The sequence below is a fragment of the Streptomyces sp. Je 1-332 genome (assembly GCF_040730185.1).
In the GTDB taxonomy this organism is placed as follows: Bacteria; Actinomycetota; Actinomycetes; order Streptomycetales; family Streptomycetaceae; genus Streptomyces.
In genome coordinates, this window is the sequence record NZ_CP160402.1 from 2,368,879 (window position 1) to 2,389,134 (window position 20,256).

At 72.5% G+C, this 20,256-nt stretch carries 17 protein-coding genes; 7 read left to right on the forward strand and 10 right to left on the reverse strand.

Annotation, left to right across the window (positions count from 1 at the left end; genetic code table 11):
- Positions 1-16: 16 nt before the first annotated feature.
- Positions 17-841, forward strand: coding sequence for a MerR family transcriptional regulator (locus ABXJ52_RS11005; RefSeq protein ID WP_367048973.1), 825 nt, complete (start codon positions 17-19; stop codon positions 839-841).
- Positions 838-1,722: a hypothetical protein gene (locus ABXJ52_RS11010; protein WP_367041397.1), complete on the forward strand. Its 885-nt coding sequence runs from the start codon at positions 838-840 to the stop codon at positions 1,720-1,722. Before ABXJ52_RS11005 ends, ABXJ52_RS11010 begins: the two co-directional genes overlap by 4 nt.
- Here ABXJ52_RS11010 and ABXJ52_RS11015 read toward each other — a convergent pair.
- Entirely contained in the window at positions 1,673-3,115 is a 1,443-nt protein-coding gene (locus ABXJ52_RS11015) for an RNB domain-containing ribonuclease (protein ID WP_367041399.1), read from the reverse strand. The two genes, ABXJ52_RS11010 and ABXJ52_RS11015, sit on opposite strands and share 50 nt — an antisense overlap.
- A gap of 593 nt (positions 3,116-3,708) precedes the next feature.
- Between ABXJ52_RS11015 and yaaA the strand changes: the two genes are divergently transcribed.
- Together yaaA and eda are read left to right on the forward strand one after the other, a co-directional pair.
- A complete protein-coding gene (yaaA, locus tag ABXJ52_RS11020; protein WP_367041400.1) occupies positions 3,709-4,509 on the forward strand; it encodes a peroxide stress protein YaaA in 801 nt (266 codons plus the stop codon).
- A gap of 117 nt (positions 4,510-4,626) precedes the next feature.
- Positions 4,627-5,265, forward strand: coding sequence for a bifunctional 4-hydroxy-2-oxoglutarate aldolase/2-dehydro-3-deoxy-phosphogluconate aldolase (gene eda / locus ABXJ52_RS11025; protein ID WP_367041401.1), 639 nt, complete (start codon positions 4,627-4,629; stop codon positions 5,263-5,265).
- Between the two features lie 275 nt (positions 5,266-5,540).
- Here eda and ABXJ52_RS11030 read toward each other — a convergent pair whose 3' ends face one another.
- Genes ABXJ52_RS11030 through ABXJ52_RS11040 form a run of 3 tightly spaced genes read right to left on the reverse strand, consistent with a single transcriptional unit; the run spans position 5,541 to position 8,337 of the window.
- Positions 5,541-6,734 carry a bifunctional RNase H/acid phosphatase gene (locus ABXJ52_RS11030; protein WP_367041403.1) on the reverse strand — a complete coding sequence of 398 codons (1,194 nt, stop codon included), beginning with the start codon at positions 6,732-6,734 and terminating at the stop codon, positions 5,541-5,543.
- 12 nt (positions 6,735-6,746) lie between these two features.
- Positions 6,747-7,490 carry a C4-type zinc ribbon domain-containing protein gene (locus tag ABXJ52_RS11035; RefSeq protein WP_367048975.1) on the reverse strand — a complete coding sequence of 248 codons (744 nt, stop codon included), beginning with the start codon at positions 7,488-7,490 and terminating at the stop codon, positions 6,747-6,749.
- Positions 7,486-8,337 carry a Nif3-like dinuclear metal center hexameric protein gene (locus ABXJ52_RS11040; protein WP_367041405.1) on the reverse strand — a complete coding sequence of 284 codons (852 nt, stop codon included), beginning with the start codon at positions 8,335-8,337 and terminating at the stop codon, positions 7,486-7,488. The genes ABXJ52_RS11035 and ABXJ52_RS11040 overlap by 5 nt, the downstream gene beginning before the upstream one ends.
- Before the next feature lie 333 nt (positions 8,338-8,670).
- Between ABXJ52_RS11040 and ABXJ52_RS11045 the strand changes: the two genes are divergently transcribed.
- A complete protein-coding gene (locus tag ABXJ52_RS11045; protein ID WP_367048977.1) occupies positions 8,671-9,741 on the forward strand; it encodes a hypothetical protein in 1,071 nt (356 codons plus the stop codon).
- A 399-nt stretch (positions 9,742-10,140) separates the two neighbouring features.
- Here ABXJ52_RS11045 and ABXJ52_RS11050 read toward each other — a convergent pair whose 3' ends face one another.
- The 3 genes from ABXJ52_RS11050 to ABXJ52_RS11060 form a co-directional block, all read right to left on the reverse strand.
- Positions 10,141-11,088, reverse strand: coding sequence for a 3-oxoacyl-ACP reductase (locus ABXJ52_RS11050; RefSeq protein WP_367048978.1), 948 nt, complete (start codon positions 11,086-11,088; stop codon positions 10,141-10,143).
- A 40-nt stretch (positions 11,089-11,128) separates the two neighbouring features.
- Positions 11,129-12,205, reverse strand: a complete 1,077-nt coding sequence (locus tag ABXJ52_RS11055) for a Zn-dependent alcohol dehydrogenase (RefSeq protein WP_367041407.1) — start codon at positions 12,203-12,205, stop codon at positions 11,129-11,131.
- A 61-nt stretch (positions 12,206-12,266) separates the two neighbouring features.
- Positions 12,267-13,121 (reverse strand): MaoC/PaaZ C-terminal domain-containing protein, encoded by an 855-nt coding sequence (locus ABXJ52_RS11060; protein WP_367041409.1) that lies wholly within the window; start codon positions 13,119-13,121, stop codon positions 12,267-12,269.
- Positions 13,122-13,397: 276 nt separating this feature from the next.
- Between ABXJ52_RS11060 and ABXJ52_RS11065 the strand changes: the two genes are divergently transcribed.
- Positions 13,398-14,633, forward strand: coding sequence for a histidine kinase (locus tag ABXJ52_RS11065; protein ID WP_367041411.1), 1,236 nt, complete (start codon positions 13,398-13,400; stop codon positions 14,631-14,633).
- Complete coding sequence (locus ABXJ52_RS11070; protein WP_367041413.1) at positions 14,630-15,235, forward strand: response regulator transcription factor; 606 nt, start codon at positions 14,630-14,632, stop codon at positions 15,233-15,235. Before ABXJ52_RS11065 ends, ABXJ52_RS11070 begins: the two co-directional genes overlap by 4 nt.
- On the opposite strand, the gene ABXJ52_RS11075 is transcribed toward ABXJ52_RS11070, so the two are convergent.
- The 3 genes from ABXJ52_RS11075 to ABXJ52_RS11085 form a co-directional block, all read right to left on the reverse strand.
- Positions 15,232-16,659 (reverse strand): MFS transporter, encoded by a 1,428-nt coding sequence (locus ABXJ52_RS11075; protein ID WP_367041415.1) that lies wholly within the window; start codon positions 16,657-16,659, stop codon positions 15,232-15,234. The genes ABXJ52_RS11070 and ABXJ52_RS11075 overlap by 4 nt on opposite strands.
- Before the next feature lie 146 nt (positions 16,660-16,805).
- The gene (locus ABXJ52_RS11080) at positions 16,806-17,996 is read right to left on the reverse strand and encodes a lipid-transfer protein (protein WP_367041417.1); all 1,191 of its coding nucleotides are present in this window, start codon (positions 17,994-17,996) and stop codon (positions 16,806-16,808) included.
- Positions 17,997-18,009: 13 nt separating this feature from the next.
- Positions 18,010-20,193: an acyl-CoA dehydrogenase gene (locus ABXJ52_RS11085; protein WP_367041419.1), complete on the reverse strand. Its 2,184-nt coding sequence runs from the start codon at positions 20,191-20,193 to the stop codon at positions 18,010-18,012.
- Positions 20,194-20,256: the final 63 nt, after the last annotated feature.

Sequence of the window (20,256 nt, forward strand, 5' to 3'; positions counted from 1 at the left end):
CGGCCTCATGAGCGGGATGCGGATCGGTGAGCTCGCCGGGATCGTCGGTGTCACCACGCGGGCCATCAGGCACTATCACCACCTCGGGCTGCTGCCCGAGCCCGAGCGGCGGGCCAACGGTTATCGGGAGTACGGGCTGCGGCACGCCGTCGTGCTGGCGCGGATCCGGCGGCTCACCGAGCTGGGGCTCGGCCTCGCCGAAGTGCGGGACGTGCTCGCGGACGACGCGGGGCGCGAGCTCGCCGAGGTGCTCGCCGAACTCGACGCGGACCTCGCGCGGCAGGAGGGCGCGATCCGCGAGCGGCGGGAGCGGCTGCGGGTGCTGCTGGACGGCGCGGAGCGCGGGGTGCTGTCCGCCGAAGGGCCCGTATCGCCCGAACTGGGGGAATTCTTCGCCGAGATGGCCCGCTCCACCGCGGGCCGCGAAGGACCGGAGTCCGCGATGGCCGCGAAGGACCGGGAGCTGCTCGCCCTGATCGACACGACAGCACCCCAGGAGGAACGCGACAGGTTCATGGCCGCGCTGCACCCCGCGCTGTCCACCCCGGAAGCCGTGGAGCGCGCGCACCAGGTGTACGCCCTGCTCGACGCGCTCGCGGAGGCCGACCTCGCCGATCCGCGTACGGAGGCGGCCGTGGACGAGGCCGCCGGTGCGCTCGTCGCAGCGCTGCCCGACTCGCTCCTGGAGGAGCTGGGCACCGAGGGCGTACGGGCGGTGGCCGACGGGGTCGGCAGCGGCGACGACCGGTTCCTCCAAGCCTTCTTCTCCGATTTCGCCCCCGCCCAGGCGGAGGCCGTACGCCGTGGGATGCGGCTGCTCATCGAGCGGGGTGCGCGATGACAAGACTCGTGCGGGGTCTCGCCGGTCTGGCCTGGGTGGTCGTACCTCTCGAACTCGTTCTTGTCGTATGCCTGTTGGCGGGTTCAGCCCTCCCCATGAACGTGCTGATCGGCGTGGAGGCCGTGGCCCTGGCGCTGGTCCTCGTCGAGTGCGCGGGGCTCCTGATCCTGTACCGGCGGGGTGGACGCGCGGCGGTCAGGGACGTCGTGCCGGAGCCGGTGCGGCGGATCGTCGCGCATGAGGTGCGCGCGCTCCTCAGCCTGGTGCTGTGGGTGGTGCGGCGGCGGCACGGGGTGCGGGAAGGGGATCTCGCGTTCGGGCACGCCCGCGATCAGGCCGCGATGCTCTACGGCCTCGTCTTCGTGTGCGTCGTGGAGACGGTGGGGCTCGCCGTGCTGCTGCGCAACTTTCCCACGCTCCACACGATCACCCTCATCATCGACGTCTACGGGGTTGTCCTGATGCTGGGCATACACGCCGCCTCCGTGACCCGGCCCCACGTACTGTCCTCCGACGCGCTCCGCGTGCGCCACGGCGCCCACCGTGACCTGCGGATACCGCTGGACCTGATCGCGTCCGCGAGCGGCGAGCGGCTCTTCACGCACGAGGCCGCCGACGGGGTCCTCAACATTCCGGTCGCCTCGCAGACATCCCTCACGCTGGAGCTGACCGAGCCCGTGATGGCGGCCGGTTTCCTCGGCGGGGGCCGGCCGGTGACGACCGTACGGCTGCACTCCGACGAGCCCGGGAAGCTGCTGGCCGCGCTGGGGCGGGCCCTGGCACTCACGCGGGAACGCACTCAGGAACGCGTGCAGGAACTCACGCAGGAACTCACGCAGGCGCGAACCGCACCTTCGCCGCCCCTGGATCGGCCTGCGTGAGCCGCACCCTCAGCCGTTCCCCCAGCGGCAGGTCGCCCGTGCCGCCCTCGATGCGGGCGACGACCGCGGGGTCGGTCAACTGGACGGTTCCGACGGCGGGTTCACGCTCCTGGACGTCCACCACCACCCCGTCGAACAGCTCGCCCACCCGGTCCTTGAGCAGCGCGGCCTCGACGAGGTCCACGCACTCGCGCTCCACGGTGTTGCCGCGCCGCGTCCCGTCCGCCATCTCCTTGGGCAGCTCGTCCAGCGCGGCGAGCACCCACTGGGGCGGCTCGTCCCCGGCGACCGCCGCGAGGCAGAGCTCGGCGGCGTAACGGTCGACGAGGCGGCGGAGCGGGGCGGTGCAGTGGGCGTAGGGGGCGGCGACCGCGGCGTGCGTGGTCAGGTCCGGGACCTCGCCACCGCTGAACGCGGTGTATCCGGCGCCGCGGAGCAGCGTCGTGCACTCCTGGAGGAAGGCGGCGTGGTGGGGCAGGCGCGGGTCGAGTGAGCGGACGAGCTCGGCGTACGGGACATGGTGCGGCCAGTCGACCCGCAGGGCCTTCGCCGTGCGCCGGAGCCGGCCGACGGCGCCGTCCGGGGCGGTGGGGAGGGTCCGCAGGATCCCCGCCCCCGACCGGATCATGAGCTCGGCGGCGGCCATGCCGGTGAGGAGGGAGATCTGGGCGTTCCACCCGTCGGCGGGCAGCGGCGCGCGGAAGTCCAGCTCGTACGTCCCGCCCCGCTCGACGATCTCCTGCTCGGGAACGTTGAGGGAGATGCCTCCCCGCTCGACCTCGAGGCGCTCGCGCAGCCGCCCGATGTCCGCGAGCAGGGCGAGGGCCTCCTCGGCGGTGCCGCCGTCGATGGCCCGCTGTACGCCCTCGTAGTCGAGCTTCGCGCGGCTGCGTACGAGGGCACGGCGCACGTCGGTGGAGACGGCGCCCCCGTCCTCGTCGAGGTCGATCGTCCAGAGCACCGCCGGGCAGTCCTGCCCCGGCAGCAGACTGGCCGCGCCCTCGCTCAGCGAGGTGGGGTGCAGGGGCACTTTCTCGTCGGGGAAGTAGAGGGTGGTGACACGCCGATGAGCTTCGGTGTCGAGTGGCCCGCCCGGCGTGACGTACGCGGCGACGTCGGCGATGGCGTACCGCACCCGGAACCCGCCGCCGTCGCGCCGGGACAGGTGCATGGCCTGGTCCAGGTCTACGGAGGTGGGCGGATCGATGGTGAAGAGGGGGATGTCGGTCGCGTCGTACGCGGGCAGTCGCGGGGCGGCGAGGGCGCGCTCCGCATCGGCGAGCACGGCCTCGGGGAAGCCCTCGGGGACCTCCAACTTCATACGCAGCTCACGCAGCACGCCCCGCAACGGAGCTTCGGCTGCGCCGGTCACGCGGAGATGGCGACGGGGCATGGGACGAGCGTAGGCGGGGAGGGCGGGGGCGGCACGGTGAAGGGACGGTGCGTCTCCCGCTGCGCCGCTCCACGGCGGAGGGGCGGTGCGTCTCCCACCGCGCCCCTGCCCGGCCTCCCGGACTACGGGCCCGCGGCCGGCCCGGTCTACGGGCCCGCGGCCGGACGCCGCCCGGTGATCGGGGGGGGGCCGGAGCCCGCCGCGGAGGGGGAGGCTGACGCGGAGGGCCGGAGCCCGCCGGGGCGGGGCGAAGACTGGCGCGGAGGGCGGAGGCTAGCGCGGAGGGCGGCGCCGCTGCCGGGTACGCGGCTGGCACCGCGCCCTCATTCGCCGCGGGCGTAGGCGGCACCACGCCCCGCGTCACCCGCCGCAGGCGTAGGCAGCACCACCCCCACGTCGCCCGCCGCACGCGTAGACGGCACCACGCCCCACGTCACCCTCCGCAGGCGTAGACGGCACCACGCCCCACGTCACCCTCCGCAGGCGTAGACGGCGTACGCGGCCGCGTGGCTCGGCGCGGGCGAATCCCGGGCTCGGAGGCGATTACCCTGGCGCGGGGCCGCATCCCCCCCGTGACCCTCCGAAGGAGACCCATGCTCGTCCTGTTGCCGCCCTCCGAAGGCAAGGCGCCCTCCGGCCGTGGCACCCCCCTGAAGCCGGAGTCGCTCTCCCTGCCGGCCCTCGCGGACGCGCGGCAGGCTGTGCTCGACGAGTTGGTCGACCTCTGTGTGGCGGACGAGGAGAAGGCCCGTGACGTACTCGGTCTGAGCGAGGGCCTGCGCGACGAGGTCGCCAAGAACGCCGAGCTGCGCACGGCGGGCGCGCGCCCCGCGGGCGAGATCTACACCGGCGTTCTGTACGACGCCCTTGGCCTCGCCACGCTGGACGCCGCCGCCAAGCGCCGTGCGGCGCGGTCGCTGCTCGTCTTCTCCGGACTGTGGGGCGCCGCCGGCGTCACCGACCGCATCCCCTCCTACCGCTGCTCGATGGGCGTGAAACTGCCCGGCCTCGGCGCGCTTGGCGCCTACTGGCGTACGCCGATGGCCTCGGCGATGCCTGAAGCGGCGGGCGACGGGCTCGTACTGGACCTGCGTTCGTCGGCGTACGCGGCAGCGTGGAAGCCGAAGGGCGAGGTCGCGGACCGGACGGCGACGGTGCGGGTGCTGCATGCGCAGATGGTCGACGGCGTCGAGAAGCGGTCCGTCGTCTCGCACTTCAACAAGGCGACCAAGGGGCGGATCGTACGGTCCCTGCTCGAGACCGGCGTCCAGCCGGAGAAGCCCGCCGAGCTGGTCGAGGCGTTGCGGGATCTCGGGCACGTGGTGGAGGCCGAGGCTCCGGCGAAGGCGGGCAAGGTGTGGGCGCTGGATGTGGTGGTGCGGGAGATTCACTGATCCTGCTGCTCCTGCTGCTCCTGCCGATCTGCCTGATTCTTCTGAGTCTTTTCGGCCGTGGTTGCAGCATGCGCAATGCCCTTTGCGCATGCTGCGGGGGCGGGGCAGGATGCTCCCATGACTTCCCCCTCCGCATCCGCCTCCGCCTCCGTGCTTGACCTCGCCCCCGTCGTCCCCGTGGTCGTCGTGGAGGACGTTGCCGACGCCGTGCCGCTGGCGCGCGCGCTGGTCGCGGGCGGGCTGCCCGCGATCGAGGTGACGTTGCGGACGCCCGCCGCGCTCGACGCGATCCGGGCCATCGCGGCGGAGGTGCCGGACGCGGTGGTCGGTGCGGGCACCGTCATCTCGCCCCAGGGCGTCGCGGAGTCCGTCGACGCCGGGGCCCGCTTCCTGGTCAGCCCTGGGTGGACCGACACGCTCCTTGCCGCGATGAAGGCGTCCGGGGTGCCGTTCCTGCCGGGGGTCTCGACGACTTCCGAGGTGGTGGCTCTGCTGGAGCGGGGGGTGCACGAGATGAAGTTCTTCCCGGCGGAGGCCGCGGGTGGTACCGCCTATCTCAAGTCCCTCGGGGGGCCGCTGCCGCAGGCCCGCTTCTGCCCTACTGGTGGCATCGGCCTCGCGTCCGCGCCGGCGTACCTCGCGCTGGCGAACGTCGGTTGCGTGGGCGGTAGTTGGATGCTTCCCGCTGACGCGGTCTCGGCGAAGGACTGGGGGCGTGTCGAGGCCTTGGCCCGCGAGGCGGCGTCCCTCCGCTGAACCGCGGGGCCTTTTGTACGTACACGCCCGCGGGCCGGTGGGGCCGCTCGCGCAGTTCCCCGCGCCCCTGAGGTTCCCTGCGGGTGCGTCGTGGTTGCTCGCGCAGTTCCCCGCGCCCCTGACGGGGCCCACCTCCCCGCGCCGACACCAGCGGGTGCTTCGTGGCTGAGCGCGCCGTTCCCCGCGCCCCTGGCGGGGCCGCCCCGCGCCCGAAGGGGCGCGGGGAACTGCGCGACCAGCCCCCACCCACCCGCAGGGAACCCAGAACCAAAGCCCTACCGCAGGTGCGACGTATCGTTCAGCAAGCGGAGCGACGCGTTGCCGTCGGCGTAGTACGCCACCACCGAGACCGACGCCGCCGAGAGTTCCATGCGGAACAGGGACTCCGGTGGGGCGCCTAGCGCGAGGCGGACCAGCGTCTTGATCGGGGTGACGTGCGTGACCAGGAGGACCGTGCGGCCCGCGTACTCGGCGGCCAGGCGGTCCCGTGCTGCCGAGACCCTGTCCGTCACGGCGGCGAAGGACTCGCCCCCCGGAGGCGCCGCATCGGGAGAGGCCAGCCACGCGTTCAGCTCCTCGGGCTGGCGCGCCCGCACCTCGCCGAAGGTCAGACCCTCCCAGGAACCGAAGTCCGTCTCGCGCAGCCCCTCGTCGACGCGCACGTCGAGGCCGAGGCGGGCGGCTACCGCCTGCGCCGTCTCCTGGCACCGCTTCAGCGGCGAGGAGACGATCGCCTGGATCGTGCCCCGCGCCGCGAACGCCGCCGCCGCGCGCTCGGCCTGCTCCCGGCCCACGTCGGAGAGGGAGGGATCGGAGCCCCCGCTGCCGGAGAACCGTTTCTGGGGCGTCAGCGCGGTCTCTCCGTGCCGCAGCAGTACGAAGGTCGCGGGCGCGCCCAGGTCAGCGGGCGCCGCCCAGCCGACGGGCGACCGCGGCGCCTGCATGGCCACGGCCTGGCCCTGGGCCTGGGCCAGGGCCACGTTCCCCGCAGCGCGCACATCCGCGAGCGCGGCCCCCGCGTCAAGCTCCGCCGTAGAGTCCGCCGCCGACCACCGCTCCCCCCGCTTGCCCGCATCCATCGCCTCGTTTGCGAGACGGTCCGCGTGCTTGTTCTTCTCGCGCGGGATCCACTCGTACGTCACCTGGTCGGGCGGGAAGACCCGCGCCGCCTCGGCGGCGAGCGGCCTCATGTCCGGGTGCTTGATCTTCCAGCGGCCCGACATCTGCTCGACGACGAGTTTGGAGTCCATCCGGACATGGATCGAGGCCGCCGGGTCGAGTTCGTGTGCCGCTTTCAGGCCGGCCACCAGACCCTTGTACTCGGCGACGTTGTTCGTCGCGACGCCGATGTACTCCGCGGCCTCCCGCAGCGTCTCCCCCGTCGCCGCGTCGATGACCACCGAGCCGTAGCCCGCGGGCCCCGGGTTGCCCCGCGACCCGCCGTCCGCCTCGACGATGAACTCCCGCACGGCCACGGTCCCTTACAGACCCGACTCGGACGTGCGGACCAGGATGCGGCTGCAGTTCTCGCAGCGCACGACCGTGTCGGGGGACGCCGCCTTCACCTCGTTGACCCCGGTGATGTCCAGCTCGATGCGGCAGCCCTCGCAGCGCCGCTGGTAGAGCTTGGCCGCGCCGATGCCGCCCTCCTTGACGCGCAGCTTGTCGTACAGCTTGAGCAGGTCGGCCGGGACCGAACCCGCCACGACCTCGCGCTCCTTGGTGACCGTGGCGGCCTCGCCGTCGATCTCCTCGAAGGCCGCGTCACGCCGGGCCGTCGCGTCGTCGATCTTCGCCTGGACCGAGGAGACACGTTCCGCCAGCTCGGAGACGCGCTCCTGGGCGGACTCGCGGCGCTCCATGACCTCGAGGACGACGTCCTCCAGGTCGCCCTGGCGCTTGGCGAGCGAGGCGATCTCGCGCTGGAGGTTCTCCAGGTCCTTGGGGGACGTCACGGCGCCCGAGTCCAGGCGCTGCTGGTCGCGGTTGGCGCGCTGGCGCACCTGGTCGACGTCCTGCTCCGCCTTGGTCTGCTCGCGGGCGCAGTCGCTCTCCTCGGTCGTCGAGGCGACGTGCAGATCGCGCAGCTGCGCGATGTCCTTGTTCAGCGACTCGATCTCGGCGTGCTCGGGCAGGGACTTCTTCCGGTGCGCCAGCTGCTGGAGGCGTACGTCGAGTGCCTGGACGTCGAGGAGTCGGATCTGGTCGGCGGGCGCGGCGTTAATTGGGGGCTCCTGTTGAGTCGGTGTTCGAGGCCGCGTGGGCGGTCCAGGGGTCGGTGACCGTCCTGGAGACGTGGACACGAAGTCCCCATCCGTGACGGTCGGAGATCTGATCGAGCTGCGCGGCCGCCAGCTCGCACCACGGCCACTCGGTGGCCCAGTGCGCGGCGTCGAGCAGCGCCAGCGGGGTCTGTGCGCGGGCCTCGGACACCGGGTGGTGGCGCAGGTCCGCGGTGAGGAAGGCGTCCACGCCACAAGCGCGTACGTCGTCGAAGAGGCTGTCGCCGGAGCCGCCGCTGACCGCGATCGTGCGGATGAGCTGCTCGGGGTCGCCCGCGACCCGGATGCCCTGCGCGGTGGCGGGAAGGCGCTCGGCCGCGCGCGCGGCGAGTTCGCGCAGCGTCAGCGGGTGTTCGAGCTCGCAGATCCGGCCGAGACCGCGGCGGCCGTGTGCGTCGGCCGGGTCCGGTACGAGGGGCCGGACGATCCGGAGGTCGAGCGCGCCGGCGAGGGCGTCGGAGACGCCGGGGTCGGCGCGGTCCGCGTTCGTGTGCGCGACGTGCAGCGCCACGTCGTTCTTGATGAGGTCGTGGACGACGCGGCCCTTGAAGGTGGCGGCCGAGACCGTCGTCGTGCCGCGCAGATAGAGCGGGTGGTGCGTGACCAGGAGCTGCGCGCCCAGCTTCACCGCTTCGTCGACGATTTCCTGGACGGGGTCGACGGCGAACAGGACCCGGGAGACCTCCGCGTCGGGGTCGCCGCAGACCGTGCCGACCGCATCCCAGCTCTCGGCCAGTTCGGCGGGCCACAGGGCGTCGAGGGCGGCGATGACTTCAGACAGAAGGGGCACGGAGAAAGGCTACCTTCCCGCCGCGTTCGGCATGGCGTACGTTACGCACCGCTACGGCCTGCTACTGAGCGCCCTCGCAGGGGGCACGGGGAACCGCGCGAGCAAGCGCGTCGCCTTACGTCGAGCGCGCCCTCCTCACGCAGCACAACCACCCACCACAACCACGCAGCACATCCACCCAGCACAACCACCCCCGCCCCCTCAGGCGAATCGATACATCGCCACCCTTCTGTGTGAAGCGGGCGGCCACAGGTGCCACGGCAGCGCGTGCGAAAACTAGCTTCGGGGCCCGGAGGTTCCCCCATGACAGCGCCCACGCTTGAGCCCGAGCCCATGACCGCGCCGACGTCTCCCCCGGCGCCCGCGCCACCCCCAGTGCTGACCGCCGACGGCACGTACGCCGCCCGGCTCGCCCTCGACGGCGGTAACTGGTTCCCCGAGCGCTGGACCCTCGACTCCCCCGAGCCGTACGCGGTGCCGTTGCCCGGCAACCAGCCCGAGGAGCCCGGCACCGAGGTGCTCCCGATGGCCGACGGACGTGTCCTGATCCACCGCGTCGTGGACGGACGGCACGCGTTCGCGCTCCTGTACCCGACGGGCCCGGAGACCGGCGAGGTACCGCTCGGCGCCGTGGAGTGCGGTGAGTCCCGTCTTACGCTGCTGCCGCCGTCGCCGGCCGGCAGCCAGGCGTACGCGCTCGCGGTGGGCGCGGGGTCGACCGCCCTGTGGCTGGTGGCGGGCGGCGCCTTCGGGCCCGAGCACGTCGCCGAGATCCCCGGGCACTGTTCGGGCGGGGTCTGGCTCGACGGGGAAGGGCGGATGCTGGCCCTGGACCGGGAGTTGGGCGGCCGGGTCAAGACGGTGGCAGTGGATCTGGAGCGGGGTGGTGAGGTGTCGCCCCTCCTCCAGATCGCCGACGAGAGCGATGACCGGCTGCTGCTCGCGGACCCCGACAGCGGGCTGCTCCTGATCCGCTCGGACGCGCCGGGCCACGACAGGCTCGGCTGGGGGGTCCTCGGGGGCACGCGCCCGGTGCGCTTCCCCGAGTGCCTGCGCCTGCCCGACCTCGCGGTGACGCCGTTCGCCATACAGCCCGGTCAGACCTTGACGCCGGAGAGCTGTGCGGTGGCGCTGCGGATCGACGGGGCGGCGGGGAGCTGGCTCGGCGTGTGGCGTCCCGCCGAGCGGCGCCTGCATCAACTGACGGCTCCCGAAGGGTGGTTGGCCGGTTCGGGGTGGTGGACGCGGGAGGGTGCGCTGCGGCTTCCGTATGTGACGGGGGCGGTTCCGTGCGGGGTCGCGGAGGTGGAACCTCCCGCTCCGGCGGCGGCGCCCGCGGCGGTTGCCGCGCGGCCTGTTCCGTTGCAGCAGGCGCCTCTCACCGGGCGCGGGGGCGTTGGTTAGACTCGCCCGGCTGCACCGAACGATCTTCTTTACAGAGTTACAGCTTTACGGGGTGAATGTGTTGACGAGAACCGAGATCCGTACGGAACCCGAGCGGAATCCCGAGCCGCGGGAGGCGGCGGGTCCTTCCGGGGCGGGCAAGCACCGGGGGCCTGGGGCCGAGCATGATGCCCCGGCGGTGGCGCCGCGGGGCCGGCATCGTCGTCCGGGCGACGAGAACTGATTCGTTCCCCAACCCCGCCCCTTCCCGAAAACCCGCTCGGCGCGGGGGCCCTCCTCAATCGCCGGAGGGGCTGAAAATCAGCCCCTCCGGCGATTGAGGAGCGGGGTCTGGGGCGGAGCCCCAGGTAGGTCCGGGGTGCAGGCACGGTTTTCGGGAAGGGGCGGGGTTGGGGAATATCAGCCCCGCTTCAACCCCAGCACCTCCGACGCCGCGAACGTCTCCCCCGAGGGCCTGCCCGCGTAGTAGGGCGTCAGGGCCCCGTCCAGCTCCTCGTACGTGAAGACGTCCTTCGCCGTGTCGAACTTCGCCGCCACCTTGGGGCGTTCCACGACGGCGACCATGCCGCCGTGCACGACGAGCAGTTGGCCGTTGACCCCGGCCGCCGCGGGGGACGCCAAGTAGCCGACCAGCGGCGCGACATGCTCGGGGGCGAGCGCGTCGAGTTCGCCCGTGCCCGGCTCCTGGAAGCCCGCGAAGACGTCCTCCGTCATCCGGGTCCGCGCCCGGGGGCAGATGACGTTCGACGTCACGCCGTACTTGCCGAGGGCCAGCGCGCTCGACGTCGTCAGGCCGACGATCCCGCCCTTGGCCGCCGCGTAGTTCGGCTGGCCCGCGGAGCCCGCGAGGAACGCCTCCGACGAGGTGTTGACGATCCGGCCGTACACCGGCTCGCCCGCCGCCTTGGACCGCTCGCGCCAGTGCACGGACGCGAAGTGCGTCGTGTTGAAGTGGCCCTTGAGGTGGACGTGGATGACCGAGTCCCACTCGCTCTCGCTCATCGAGAAGATCATCCGGTCCCGCAGGATGCCCGCGTTGTTCACCAGGATGTCGAGCTTGCCGTAGGTGTCGATCGCCAACTGGACGAGCCCGCGCGCCTGTTCGTGGTCCGCGACATCGCCCAGGTGCGCGACCGCCTGTCCGCCCGCCTCCCGGATCTCGGCCGCGACCTCCTCGGCGGGCGTCGCCGACGCCTCGCCCGAGCCGTCACGGCCCGTCTTTCCGAAGTCGTTGACGACGACGCTCGCGCCGAGCCGGGCGAGTTCCAGGGCTTCCGCTCGCCCGAGGCCCCGGCCCGCTCCCGTCACGATCGCGGCCAGACCGTCGAGTGGCCGTGGCTGTGGCAATGGCTGTGGCAGTGGCTGTGCCATCAGGGGCGACTTCCTCTCAGATCTCGATGCACGTACGCAGCGCGACGCCCGTACGCATCTGGTCGAGCGCTTCGTTGATCTCGGCCAGCGGCACCCGGTGGGTGATCATGCTCTCCAGGTCGATCCGGCCCGCGCGCCACAGCGCGATGGCACGCTCGTAGGACTGCAGGACGTCACCGCCGCCGTACATGGACGGCAGGATCTTCTTCTCGTCGAAGAACAGCTCGAACATGTTCAGCTGGAGGTTGTCGTCCATGGCGCCCGCGCCGACGACGACGAGCGTGCCGCCGCGCCGCGTCGTCTCGTACGCGGTGCGGGCGGTGGCGGACTTGCCGACGACCTCGAAGACGTAGTCGAAGCCCTCGCCCGCGGTGATCCGCTGCTTGGCGTCCTCAAGGGCGTCCGGTGCGACCGCTTCCGTCGCGCCGAACCGCAGCGCGGCCTCGCGCCGCGATGCCACCGGGTCGACGGCGACGATCTGCGCCGCGCCCTTGAGCCGTGCGCCCTGGATCGCGGAGATGCCGACGCCGCCGCAGCCGATGACGGCGACCGACGAACCGGCGGCCACATTCGCGGTGTTGATGGCCGCGCCGAGCCCCGTCGTGACTCCGCAGCCGATGAGGGCCGCGATGTCGAAGGGCACGTCGTCCGGGATCGGCACGGCGCAGCCCGCGTCGACCACGACCTCCTCGGTGAACGTCCCCGTGCCCGCGAAGCCGAAGACATCACCGCCGGGACGCTTGAAGTTGGGGGTGCCCGCGTTCATGAAACCGGCGAGGCACAGCTGGCTCTGGCCGCGCTTGCACGCCGGACACTTGCCGCAGGCGGGCAGCCAGCACACCAGGACCCTGTCTCCCTGACTGATCCCGCTCACGCCGTCGCCGACGTCGACGATCTCACCCGCGCCCTCGTGGCCGGGGATGAACGGCGCCGGCTGGGGCAGTACGCCGTTCATCGCGGAGACATCGGAGTGGCACAGGCCGGTGGCCCGGACCCGGATCTTCACCTTGCCGGGGCCGAAGCCCATCGCCTCGACGTCGTCGAGGACCTCGAGTTTGTCCTGGCCTATCTCGTGCAGTACGGCTGCGCGCATGGTGCGGCTCCCCTCATACGAAGATTCAGGCGTGTACGCGGATTCAGGCGTGTACGCGGATTCAGGCGTGTTCGACGATCGTGTCGGCGAGGACCGGCGCGTCGTCCCGCTCGACCGCCGTCACCGCCACCTGGACCCGGCCGTCGGAGCGCCACATCCGGATCCGCAGGGTCTCGCCGGGGAAGACGACGCCGGTGAAGCGCGTGCTGTAACTCCGCACCCGTGACACGTCGCCGCCGAGCACCGTGTCGACGACCGCCTTGAGCGTCATCCCGTAGGTGCACAGGCCGTGCAGGATCGGGCGGTCGAAGCCGGCGAGCTTGGCGAACTCGGGGTCGGCGTGCAGTGGGTTCCAGTCACCGGAGAGGCGGTAGAGCAGCGCCTGCTCCTCGCGGACGGGGCGCTCGACGGTCAGGTCCGGCTCGCCCTCGGGGGCCGGGAGGCGGGTGGAGGGGCCGCGTTCACCGCCGAATCCGCCTTCACCGCGTACGAAGATCTGGGCGTCGCTGGTCCACAACGGGCCTTCCGCGTCAGCCACTTCGGTGCGCAGGACGAGAACCGCGGCCTTGGTCTTGTCGTACACGGCGGCCACCCTGGAGGTGGTGACGGCCTCGCCCTTGACCGGGATCGGGCGGTGCAGGGTGATGCTCTGGCCGCCGTGCAGGACCGCCGCCAGGTTCACCTCGATGCCGGGGGACGAGAGGCCGCCGACGACGCCCATGCCCGCTCCCGCGACGGTCGCGAAGCTGGGCAGGACATGCAGCTCGGACTCCAGGGTGTAGCGCAGTTCGTCCGGGTCGGTGGCGGGGACGCCCGCGCCGAGGCCCAGGTGGTAGAGCTGGATGTCCTTGTGATCCCAGGCGATCTCGGCCGACCTGGGCTCCGCGGCCAGTGCTTTCGCGGCATCGATGGGCATGTGGTGGCAGCTCCTTGGCCGGTCTGAAGACCTCGGTGCGGCCGTCCGCACCGTCGGTCGCACCGAGGTCGCAACAGGGCCGGAAGGAGCCCGTTCTAGAACGCGTTCCAGTCCGGCGATCCCATGTATAGCCGAGCGTCCGGTAGTTGTGAAGACTCCTGACGTCACGTCAGATAGGCCGGTCGTGCCACCGGTGACGACCGGGACATTTGTACCGGCCGAGTCCGTACGGCTGCCTCTGCCGCCGCCTCGCCCCGGCTCCGTAATGTCGTCGGCATGCACACACGTCTCGCGGCCTGGACACACAGCGGCAGGGCGCAGCTCGCCGAGGTACGCAAGCGGGAGAAGTCCGGCCGGAGCAGGCCCGAGGACCTGGGCCCGCCCAACGGCTTCGCGATGCTGCCCTGGCTCCTGATGGGCATGGGCTCCTTCTCCAACCTCCTCCAGGGAAAGACGGGAAATCCCTGGCTCGGCGGCCTCGGCCTGCTGGTCTTCAACTCCCTCTACATCAGCGTGGTGTTCCGCGCCTTCGACAAGAGGGCGCGAGAGGCGCGCGTCACCAAGCGGCTGCTGCTCGCGCTGGCGGCGGTCACCTTCGCCCTCGCCATCAGTTACGGCGACAGCTGGCTGATGTTCTTCCCGCTGCTCGGTCTCGCCACGGGCGCGGTGCTGCGGGGCCGGCTGCTCGCGCCCGCGGCGTTCGCCCTGAGCATCTCCGCGGCGGTGGTCGGCGGGCTCAAGGACGGCTGGGACGCGGCCGGCATCGCGTACGGCACGTTCATCTCCGTCATGGTGACGGCGGCGATCCTCGCCCTCTCCGAGACGGTGAAGGAACTGCGCGCCACACGCGAGGAGTTGGCCCGCGGCGCGGTCGAGAAGGAGCGGCTGCGCTTCTCCCGGGACCTGCACGACCTGCTCGGCCACACGCTCTCGGTGATCGTCGTGAAGGCGGAGGCGACGCGCCGTCTCGCCCCCCGCGACCTGGAGGCCGCGCTCGGCCAGGTCTCCGACATCGAGTCCGTCGGCCGCCAGGCCCTGACCGAGATCCGCGAGGCGGTCACCGGCTACCGCGAGGGCAGCCTGGCCACGGAGCTCGACCGGGCCCGCGACCTCCTGGACGCGGCGGGCATCGAGGCGGTCGTACGCCAGTCGGGCCCGCCGCTCGCCCCGCAGACCGCGGCCCTGCTCGGCTGGGTCGTCCGGGAGTCCGCCACGAATGTCGTACGCCACTCAAGGGCGACCCGCTGCGAGATCGAGGTGGCGGGCACCGCCGAACGGACCCGGCTGCTGATCACCGACGACGGCCGCGGCGTAGGCTCGGGAAAGCCCGGCAGCGGGCTGAAGGGCCTGGCCGAGCGCCTGGCGGCGGCGGGCGGCTCCCTGGAGTCAGGACCCGCGCCGCGCGGCGGATTCTGGGTCACAGCGGAGCTGCCGGTCACCGAGCCAAGCCCAGGCCCCGGACCCGGTCCCGCCGCCGGTTCCGGCCCCGTCGCGGAGGAGCACACCCCATGATCAGAGTTCTGCTCGCCGAGGATCAGGGCATGATGCGGAGCGCGCTCGCGCTGCTGCTCGGCATGGAGCAGGACATCGAGGTCGTCGCGCAGGTCGGCGCGGGCGACGAGATCGTGGACGCGGCGCTGAACTCCCGCCCCGACGTGGCGCTCCTCGACATCGAACTGCCGGGCCGCAGCGGGCTCGACGCGGCGGCGGACCTGCGTGAGGAGTGCCCCGAGTGCCGGGTCCTCATCCTCACGACCTTCGGCAGGCCCGGCTATCTGCGCCGGGCCATGGAGGCGGGCGCGGTGGGGTTCCTGGTCAAGGACGGCCCGGTGGAGGACCTGGCGGAGGCGATCCGGCAGGCGCTGCGGGGCGAGACGGTGATCGACCCCGCGCTCGCGGCGGCGGCACTGAGCGAGGGGCCGAGTCCGCTGACCGGCCGCGAGGCGGACGTTCTGAAGGCCTCGGTGGACGGGGCGACGGTCTCCGACATCGCCGGGAAGCTGCATCTGTCGGAGTCGACGGTGCGCAACTACCTCTCGGCGGCGATCGGCAAGACGGGGACGCGCAACCGCATGGAGGCGGTCCGGGAGGCGCGGCAGCGCGGGTGGCTCTAGGCGGGTCCGGTCCTCTCCCGCGGCATCCACACCAGCAGCACGAGCACCCCCACCAGCAGGATGCACCCACTGGTCCGGAACGCCATCGCGTAGCCCGCGGTCAGCGCCTCCGGGGTCGTGGAGCCCCCCATCCGTGACGCCGAGACCGTCGAGAGCACCGCGAGGCCCAGCGCCCCGCCCATGGTGCGTGAGGTGTTGATGAGCCCGGAGACGAGCCCCGCGTCCCCCGGGTCGGCCCCCGAGGTGCCGAGCGAGGCGAGCGGCGTCGTGGCGAGGCCCGCGCCGAACATCATCACGATGCCGGGCAGCATGATCGAGGTGACGTAGCCGCCGTCGGCGGTCATCAGGGACTGCCAGCCGAAGCCCGCCGACGCCACCACGATGCCGAGCACGGACACGTTCTTCGCGCCGAGCACCCGCATCAGCCGCGGCGCCAGCTTCGAGCCGACGACGATCGTCAGCGAGGAGGGGATCAGGGCGAGGCCCGCCTTGAGCGCCGAGTAGCCGAGGACGTTCTGCGCGTACAGGGTCATGAAGAACCACATGGCGAACATGCCGCCGCCGCACACGAACATCGCCGCGTTCGCCGCCGAGACCGACCGCACCCGGAACAGCTTCAGCGGCATCAGCGGGACCTTCGTACGCGCCTCGACCAGGAGGAAGAGGCCGAGCAGCACGAGCCCGGCGGCCAGCGGCACCAGGGTGGCCGCGGCCGTCCAGCCCTTCTCCTCCGTCTGCACGATCCCGTACGCGAGCGTGGCGAGCCCCGCCGTCACGAGCACCGCGCCCGGCACGTCGAGGCGGCGTGCCTGGCCGGCCTTGCTCTCGGTGAGCCAGGCGACGCCCGCGACGATGACGAGCGCGCCGATCGGCACGTTGATCAGGAGCACCCAGCGCCAGGAGAGCAGGTCGGTGAGGACGCCGCCGACGAGGCCGCCCGCGGCGCCGCCGCCCGCGCCCACCGCCGACCAGGTCCCGATCGCCCGTATCCGGGCGGGGCCCTCGGGCACCGCCGAGGTCAGGATCGTCAGGGTCGAAGGGGCGAGGACCGCGGCGCCGAGCCCCTGCACCGCGCGCGCCACCAGCAGCTGCCACTCGGCCTGCGCGAGACCTCCGGCGAGCGAGGCCACAGTGAAGAGCCCGAGCCCGACCAGGAACATCCGCTTGCGGCCGAAGAGGTCGCCGGCCCGCCCGCCGAGCAGCATGAAGCCCGCGAAGGCGATCGAGTAGGCGTTGACCACCCACTGCAGTCCGACGGCGCTCATGCCCAGGTCGGACCGCATCGACGGCAGTGCGGTGTTCACCACCGACACGTCGAGTACGACCAGGAACTGCCCGGCGCAGGCGGCGAGCAGCACCGCCCACACGGGCGCGGACTTCCGCGGCGGCGCGGCTATGTAAGTGTCGGGGGGCGTTTGGACCATGACAGGAATGGTGCCAGGGTCTCGGCCGCGCATGCATCGGGGTTTCGACGCAGAGGACCTCCGCCTCCGGTCCTAGGCCCCGAGGTCCTCTCCGTTGCCCACCATTCAGCCCTTGCGCCGCGCGCACAGAGTGTCCCCACTGCCGCTCAGTCCTTGCGCAGCAGCGTCACCACCGCCGCTCCCCCGAGGCCGATGTTGTGCGCGAGCCCCACCCGGGCCCCCGCCACCTGCCTGGCGTCCGCCTCGCCCCTCAACTGCCAGGTGAGTTCGGCCACTTGGGCGATGCCCGTCGCGCCGAGCGGGTGCCCCTTGGAGATCAGGCCACCCGAGGGGTTCACCACCCACCGCCCGCCGTACGTCGTCGCCCCGCTCTCGACGAGCTTTCCGGACTCCCCCGCCGCGCACATGCCGAGCCCCTCGTAGGTGAGGAGCTCGTTGATGGAGAAGCAGTCGTGCAGCTCGACGACGTCGACGTCCTCGATGCCGAGTCCCGACCTCTCGTACACCTGTCGCGCCGCCGCCCTCGACATCGGCTGTCCCACGACGTCGATGCACGAGCCCGAGTCGAAGGACTCCCCGGTGTCCGTGGTCATGGCCTGCGCGGCGATCTCGACGGCGCGCTCCTGAAGGCCGTGCCGCTCGACGAACCGCTCCGACACCACCACCGCGGCGGCCGAGCCGTCCGACGTCGGCGAGCACTGCAGCTTGGTGAGCGGACGGTGGATGGTCTTGGCGGCGAGGATCTCGCCGACGGTGTACTCGTCCTGGAACTGGGCGTACGGGTTGTTCACCGAGTGCCGGTGGTTCTTCGCGCCCACCGCGGCCAGCTGCCCCTCGGTCGTGCCGTACCGCTCCATGTGCTCGCGTGCCGCGTCGCCGAAGATCTGGGCGGTGGGCGGGGTCATCTCGAAGCCGTGCCGGGCGGCCATGATGCCGTAGTGCCGGGCGACGGGAGACGTCTTGAAGTCACCCCCGTCACTCCCACCCCCCAGCGCGCCGCGCGCCATCTTCTCGAAGCCGAGCGCGAGCACACAGTCGTTGACGCCGCCCTCGACGAACTGCCGCGCCATCATCAGCGCGGTCGAGGCCGTCGCGCAGTTGTTGTTCACGTTGTAGACGGGGACGCCGGTCAGACCCAGTTCGTACACGGCGCGCTGCCCCGCCGTCGATGCCTGGAAGCAGTACCCGACCGGGACCTGCTCCACCTGCTCGTACGAGATCCCGGCGTCGTCGAGCGCCTTGGTGCCCGCCTCCTTCGCCATGTCCCAGTACTGCCAGTCCCGCGTCTCGGGCTTCTCGAACTTCGTCATTCCGACGCCGACTATGTACGCCTTCACTGGCCAGCTCCTTCTAGAGGGTGGGGCGCGGCTCGGGGTCCCTCGGCAGGCCGAGCAGCCGCTCCGCGACGACGTTCAGCTGCACCTGCGTGGTCCCGCCCGCGATGGTCAGGCAGCGCGCCATCAGGAAGCCGTGCAGCGCGCGCTCCCCCGGGCCCTCGCGCACCGCGCCTTCGGGGCCGAGCAGTTCGAGGGCCAGCTCGGCGACCTTCTGCTGATGCGGGGTCTGCACGAGCTTGCGGACGGAGGCCCCGGCCCCCGGTTCCGCGCCCGCCACCTGCCGCATCGTCGTGCGCAGGCCGATGCAGGCGAGCGCGTGCGCCTCGGCCGCGAGCGCGCCGATCCGCGCGCGGCAGGCGCCGTCGAGGTCGCAGGCGCGCTCGATGAGCGCCTCCAGGCCGGTGTCGAAGGTCAGCTGGTCGGCCATGTGGACGCGTTCGTTGCCGAGCGTGTGGCGCGCGACCCGCCAGCCGTCGTTCACCTCGCCGACGACCGCGTCGGCGGGCAGCAGGACGTCGTCGAAGTAGACCTCGTTGAAGAGGGAGTCCCCGGTGATCTCCTTCAGCGGGCGGATGTCGATGCCCGACGCCCGCTTCATGTCGATGAGGAAGTACGTGAGCCCCTTGTGCTTGGGTGCGTCGGGGTCCGTGCGGGCCAGCAGGATGCCGTGGTCCGCCCACTGCGCCGCGCTCGTCCACACCTTCTGGCCGTTGATCAGCCAGCCGCCGTCGACCCGCTCGGCCCGCGTCCGCAGCGACGCCAGGTCCGACCCGGCCCCGGGCTCGCTGAACAGCTGGCACCACAGCACCTCGCCCCTGAGCGTCGGCGCCAGGAACCGCTCCTGCTGCTCGCCCGTCCCGTACGCGATGAGCGAGGGCACCACCCAGGTGGCGATCCCGAGGTCGCTGACACGCACTCCGGCCCCCGCCAACTCCTCCTGGACGACGAGCTGTTGGACGGGGCCCGCGCCGAGGCCGTACGGCTCGGGCAGGTGCGGCGCGGCGTAGCCCGTGGGCGCCAGGGCCTTGCGGGCGGCGGCCGGGTCGAGGCCGCGGGCCGGGGCGATGGCCTCGCGCGCCCGCTCCCGGTACGCGTCCGCTTCCCGGGGCAGCTCCATCCGCAGCTCGCGGCGCGCGCCGCCCTCCGCGTGCCGCACCGCCCGCAGCCGGTGCGCGTCGCCGGCGCCGAGCAGCTGCCGGGCGACGAGTGATCTGCGCAGATACAGGTGCGCGTCGTGCTCCCAGGTGAAGCCGATGCCGCCGAGGACCTGGATGGCGTCCTTGGCGCAGGAGTACGCGGCGTCGAGCGCGGCCCCTGCGGCGAGCGCGGCCACGAGTCCCCGCGTCTCCGAGGGCTCATCAGCTGCCCGCGCCGCGTCCCAGGCGAGCGCCCGCGCCTGTTCGAGGCGCACCAGCATGTCCGCGCAGAGGTGCTTGACCGCCTGGAACTGCCCGATCGGCCGCCCGAACTGCTCCCGCACCTTCGCGTACTCGGTGGCGGTCTCCAGCGCCCAGGCCGCCACCCCGCACGCGTCCGCCGCGTACAGGGCGCACGCCAGATCCCGTACGAGCGTCGCGTCGACGGCGAGCACCCGCCCGGCTGGCACCTCCACCCCGTCCGCCGACACCTCGGCGGTGGGCCGCGTCGGATCGGCGCCCTCCTGTGTACGTACGGTCAGCTCAGTCGCGTCGACGGCCAGCCACTCGGTTCCGTGCGCGGACTCGGCGGCCAGGATCAGCAGGTCTGCGTCCGCCCCGCAGAGCACGGGCGGCGCGGCGCCGTCGAGGACAAGGCCGTCCGTCACGGACACCGCGGTCAGTGTTCCCGCGCCGAGAGCGACGGCGCCGACGCGCGCGCCGGAGGCCAGCTCGGCGGCGAGGTCGTGGGCGCCCGCCCGGTGCAGCACGACCGAGGCGAGGGAGCTCGCCAGGTAGGGCCCCGGGAGCGCGGCCCGGCCCGCCTCCTCCAGGGCGACCGCGAGGTCCACGAGGTCGCCGCCCCCGCCGCCGTACTCCTCGGGCAGGTGCACCGCGAGCAGCCCCTGCTCGGCGAGCCCGTCCCAGTGGGCGGGCCTGCCGCCGGTGGGGGGAGGGGCGTCGAGCAGTTTGCGTATCTCCTCGGGCGGTACGGCGCGGGCGCTCCAGCCGCGCACCGCCGCTGCCAACTCCCGCTGTTCCTGCGTGATTCCGATGCCCATGCGCGTCCTCGCCGGTAGCAGCTTCCGGGACGGCGACAGGCTAGAACACGTTCCAATTCGAGG

Bases quoted from the DNA above. Each gene is read 5' to 3' on its own strand.
- ABXJ52_RS11010 (WP_367041397.1), top strand. From the start codon at position 838: ATGACAAGACTCGTGCGGGGTCTCGCCGGTCTGGCCTGGGTGGTCGTA.
- ABXJ52_RS11060 (WP_367041409.1), bottom strand. From the start codon at position 13,121: ATGCCCATCGATGCCGCGAAAGCACTGGCCGCGGAGCCCAGGTCGGCC.
- ABXJ52_RS11045 (WP_367048977.1), top strand. From the start codon at position 8,671: ATGACCGCGCCGACGTCTCCCCCGGCGCCCGCGCCACCCCCAGTGCTG.
- ABXJ52_RS11055 (WP_367041407.1), bottom strand. From the start codon at position 12,205: ATGCGCGCAGCCGTACTGCACGAGATAGGCCAGGACAAACTCGAGGTC.
- yaaA (WP_367041400.1), top strand. From the start codon at position 3,709: ATGCTCGTCCTGTTGCCGCCCTCCGAAGGCAAGGCGCCCTCCGGCCGT.
- ABXJ52_RS11075 (WP_367041415.1), bottom strand. From the start codon at position 16,659: ATGGTCCAAACGCCCCCCGACACTTACATAGCCGCGCCGCCGCGGAAG.
- ABXJ52_RS11065 (WP_367041411.1), top strand. From the start codon at position 13,398: ATGCACACACGTCTCGCGGCCTGGACACACAGCGGCAGGGCGCAGCTC.
- eda (WP_367041401.1), top strand. From the start codon at position 4,627: ATGACTTCCCCCTCCGCATCCGCCTCCGCCTCCGTGCTTGACCTCGCC.
- ABXJ52_RS11085 (WP_367041419.1), bottom strand. From the start codon at position 20,193: ATGGGCATCGGAATCACGCAGGAACAGCGGGAGTTGGCAGCGGCGGTG.
- ABXJ52_RS11070 (WP_367041413.1), top strand. From the start codon at position 14,630: ATGATCAGAGTTCTGCTCGCCGAGGATCAGGGCATGATGCGGAGCGCG.
- ABXJ52_RS11005 (WP_367048973.1), top strand. From the start codon at position 17: ATGCGGATCGGTGAGCTCGCCGGGATCGTCGGTGTCACCACGCGGGCC.
- ABXJ52_RS11015 (WP_367041399.1), bottom strand. From the start codon at position 3,115: ATGCCCCGTCGCCATCTCCGCGTGACCGGCGCAGCCGAAGCTCCGTTG.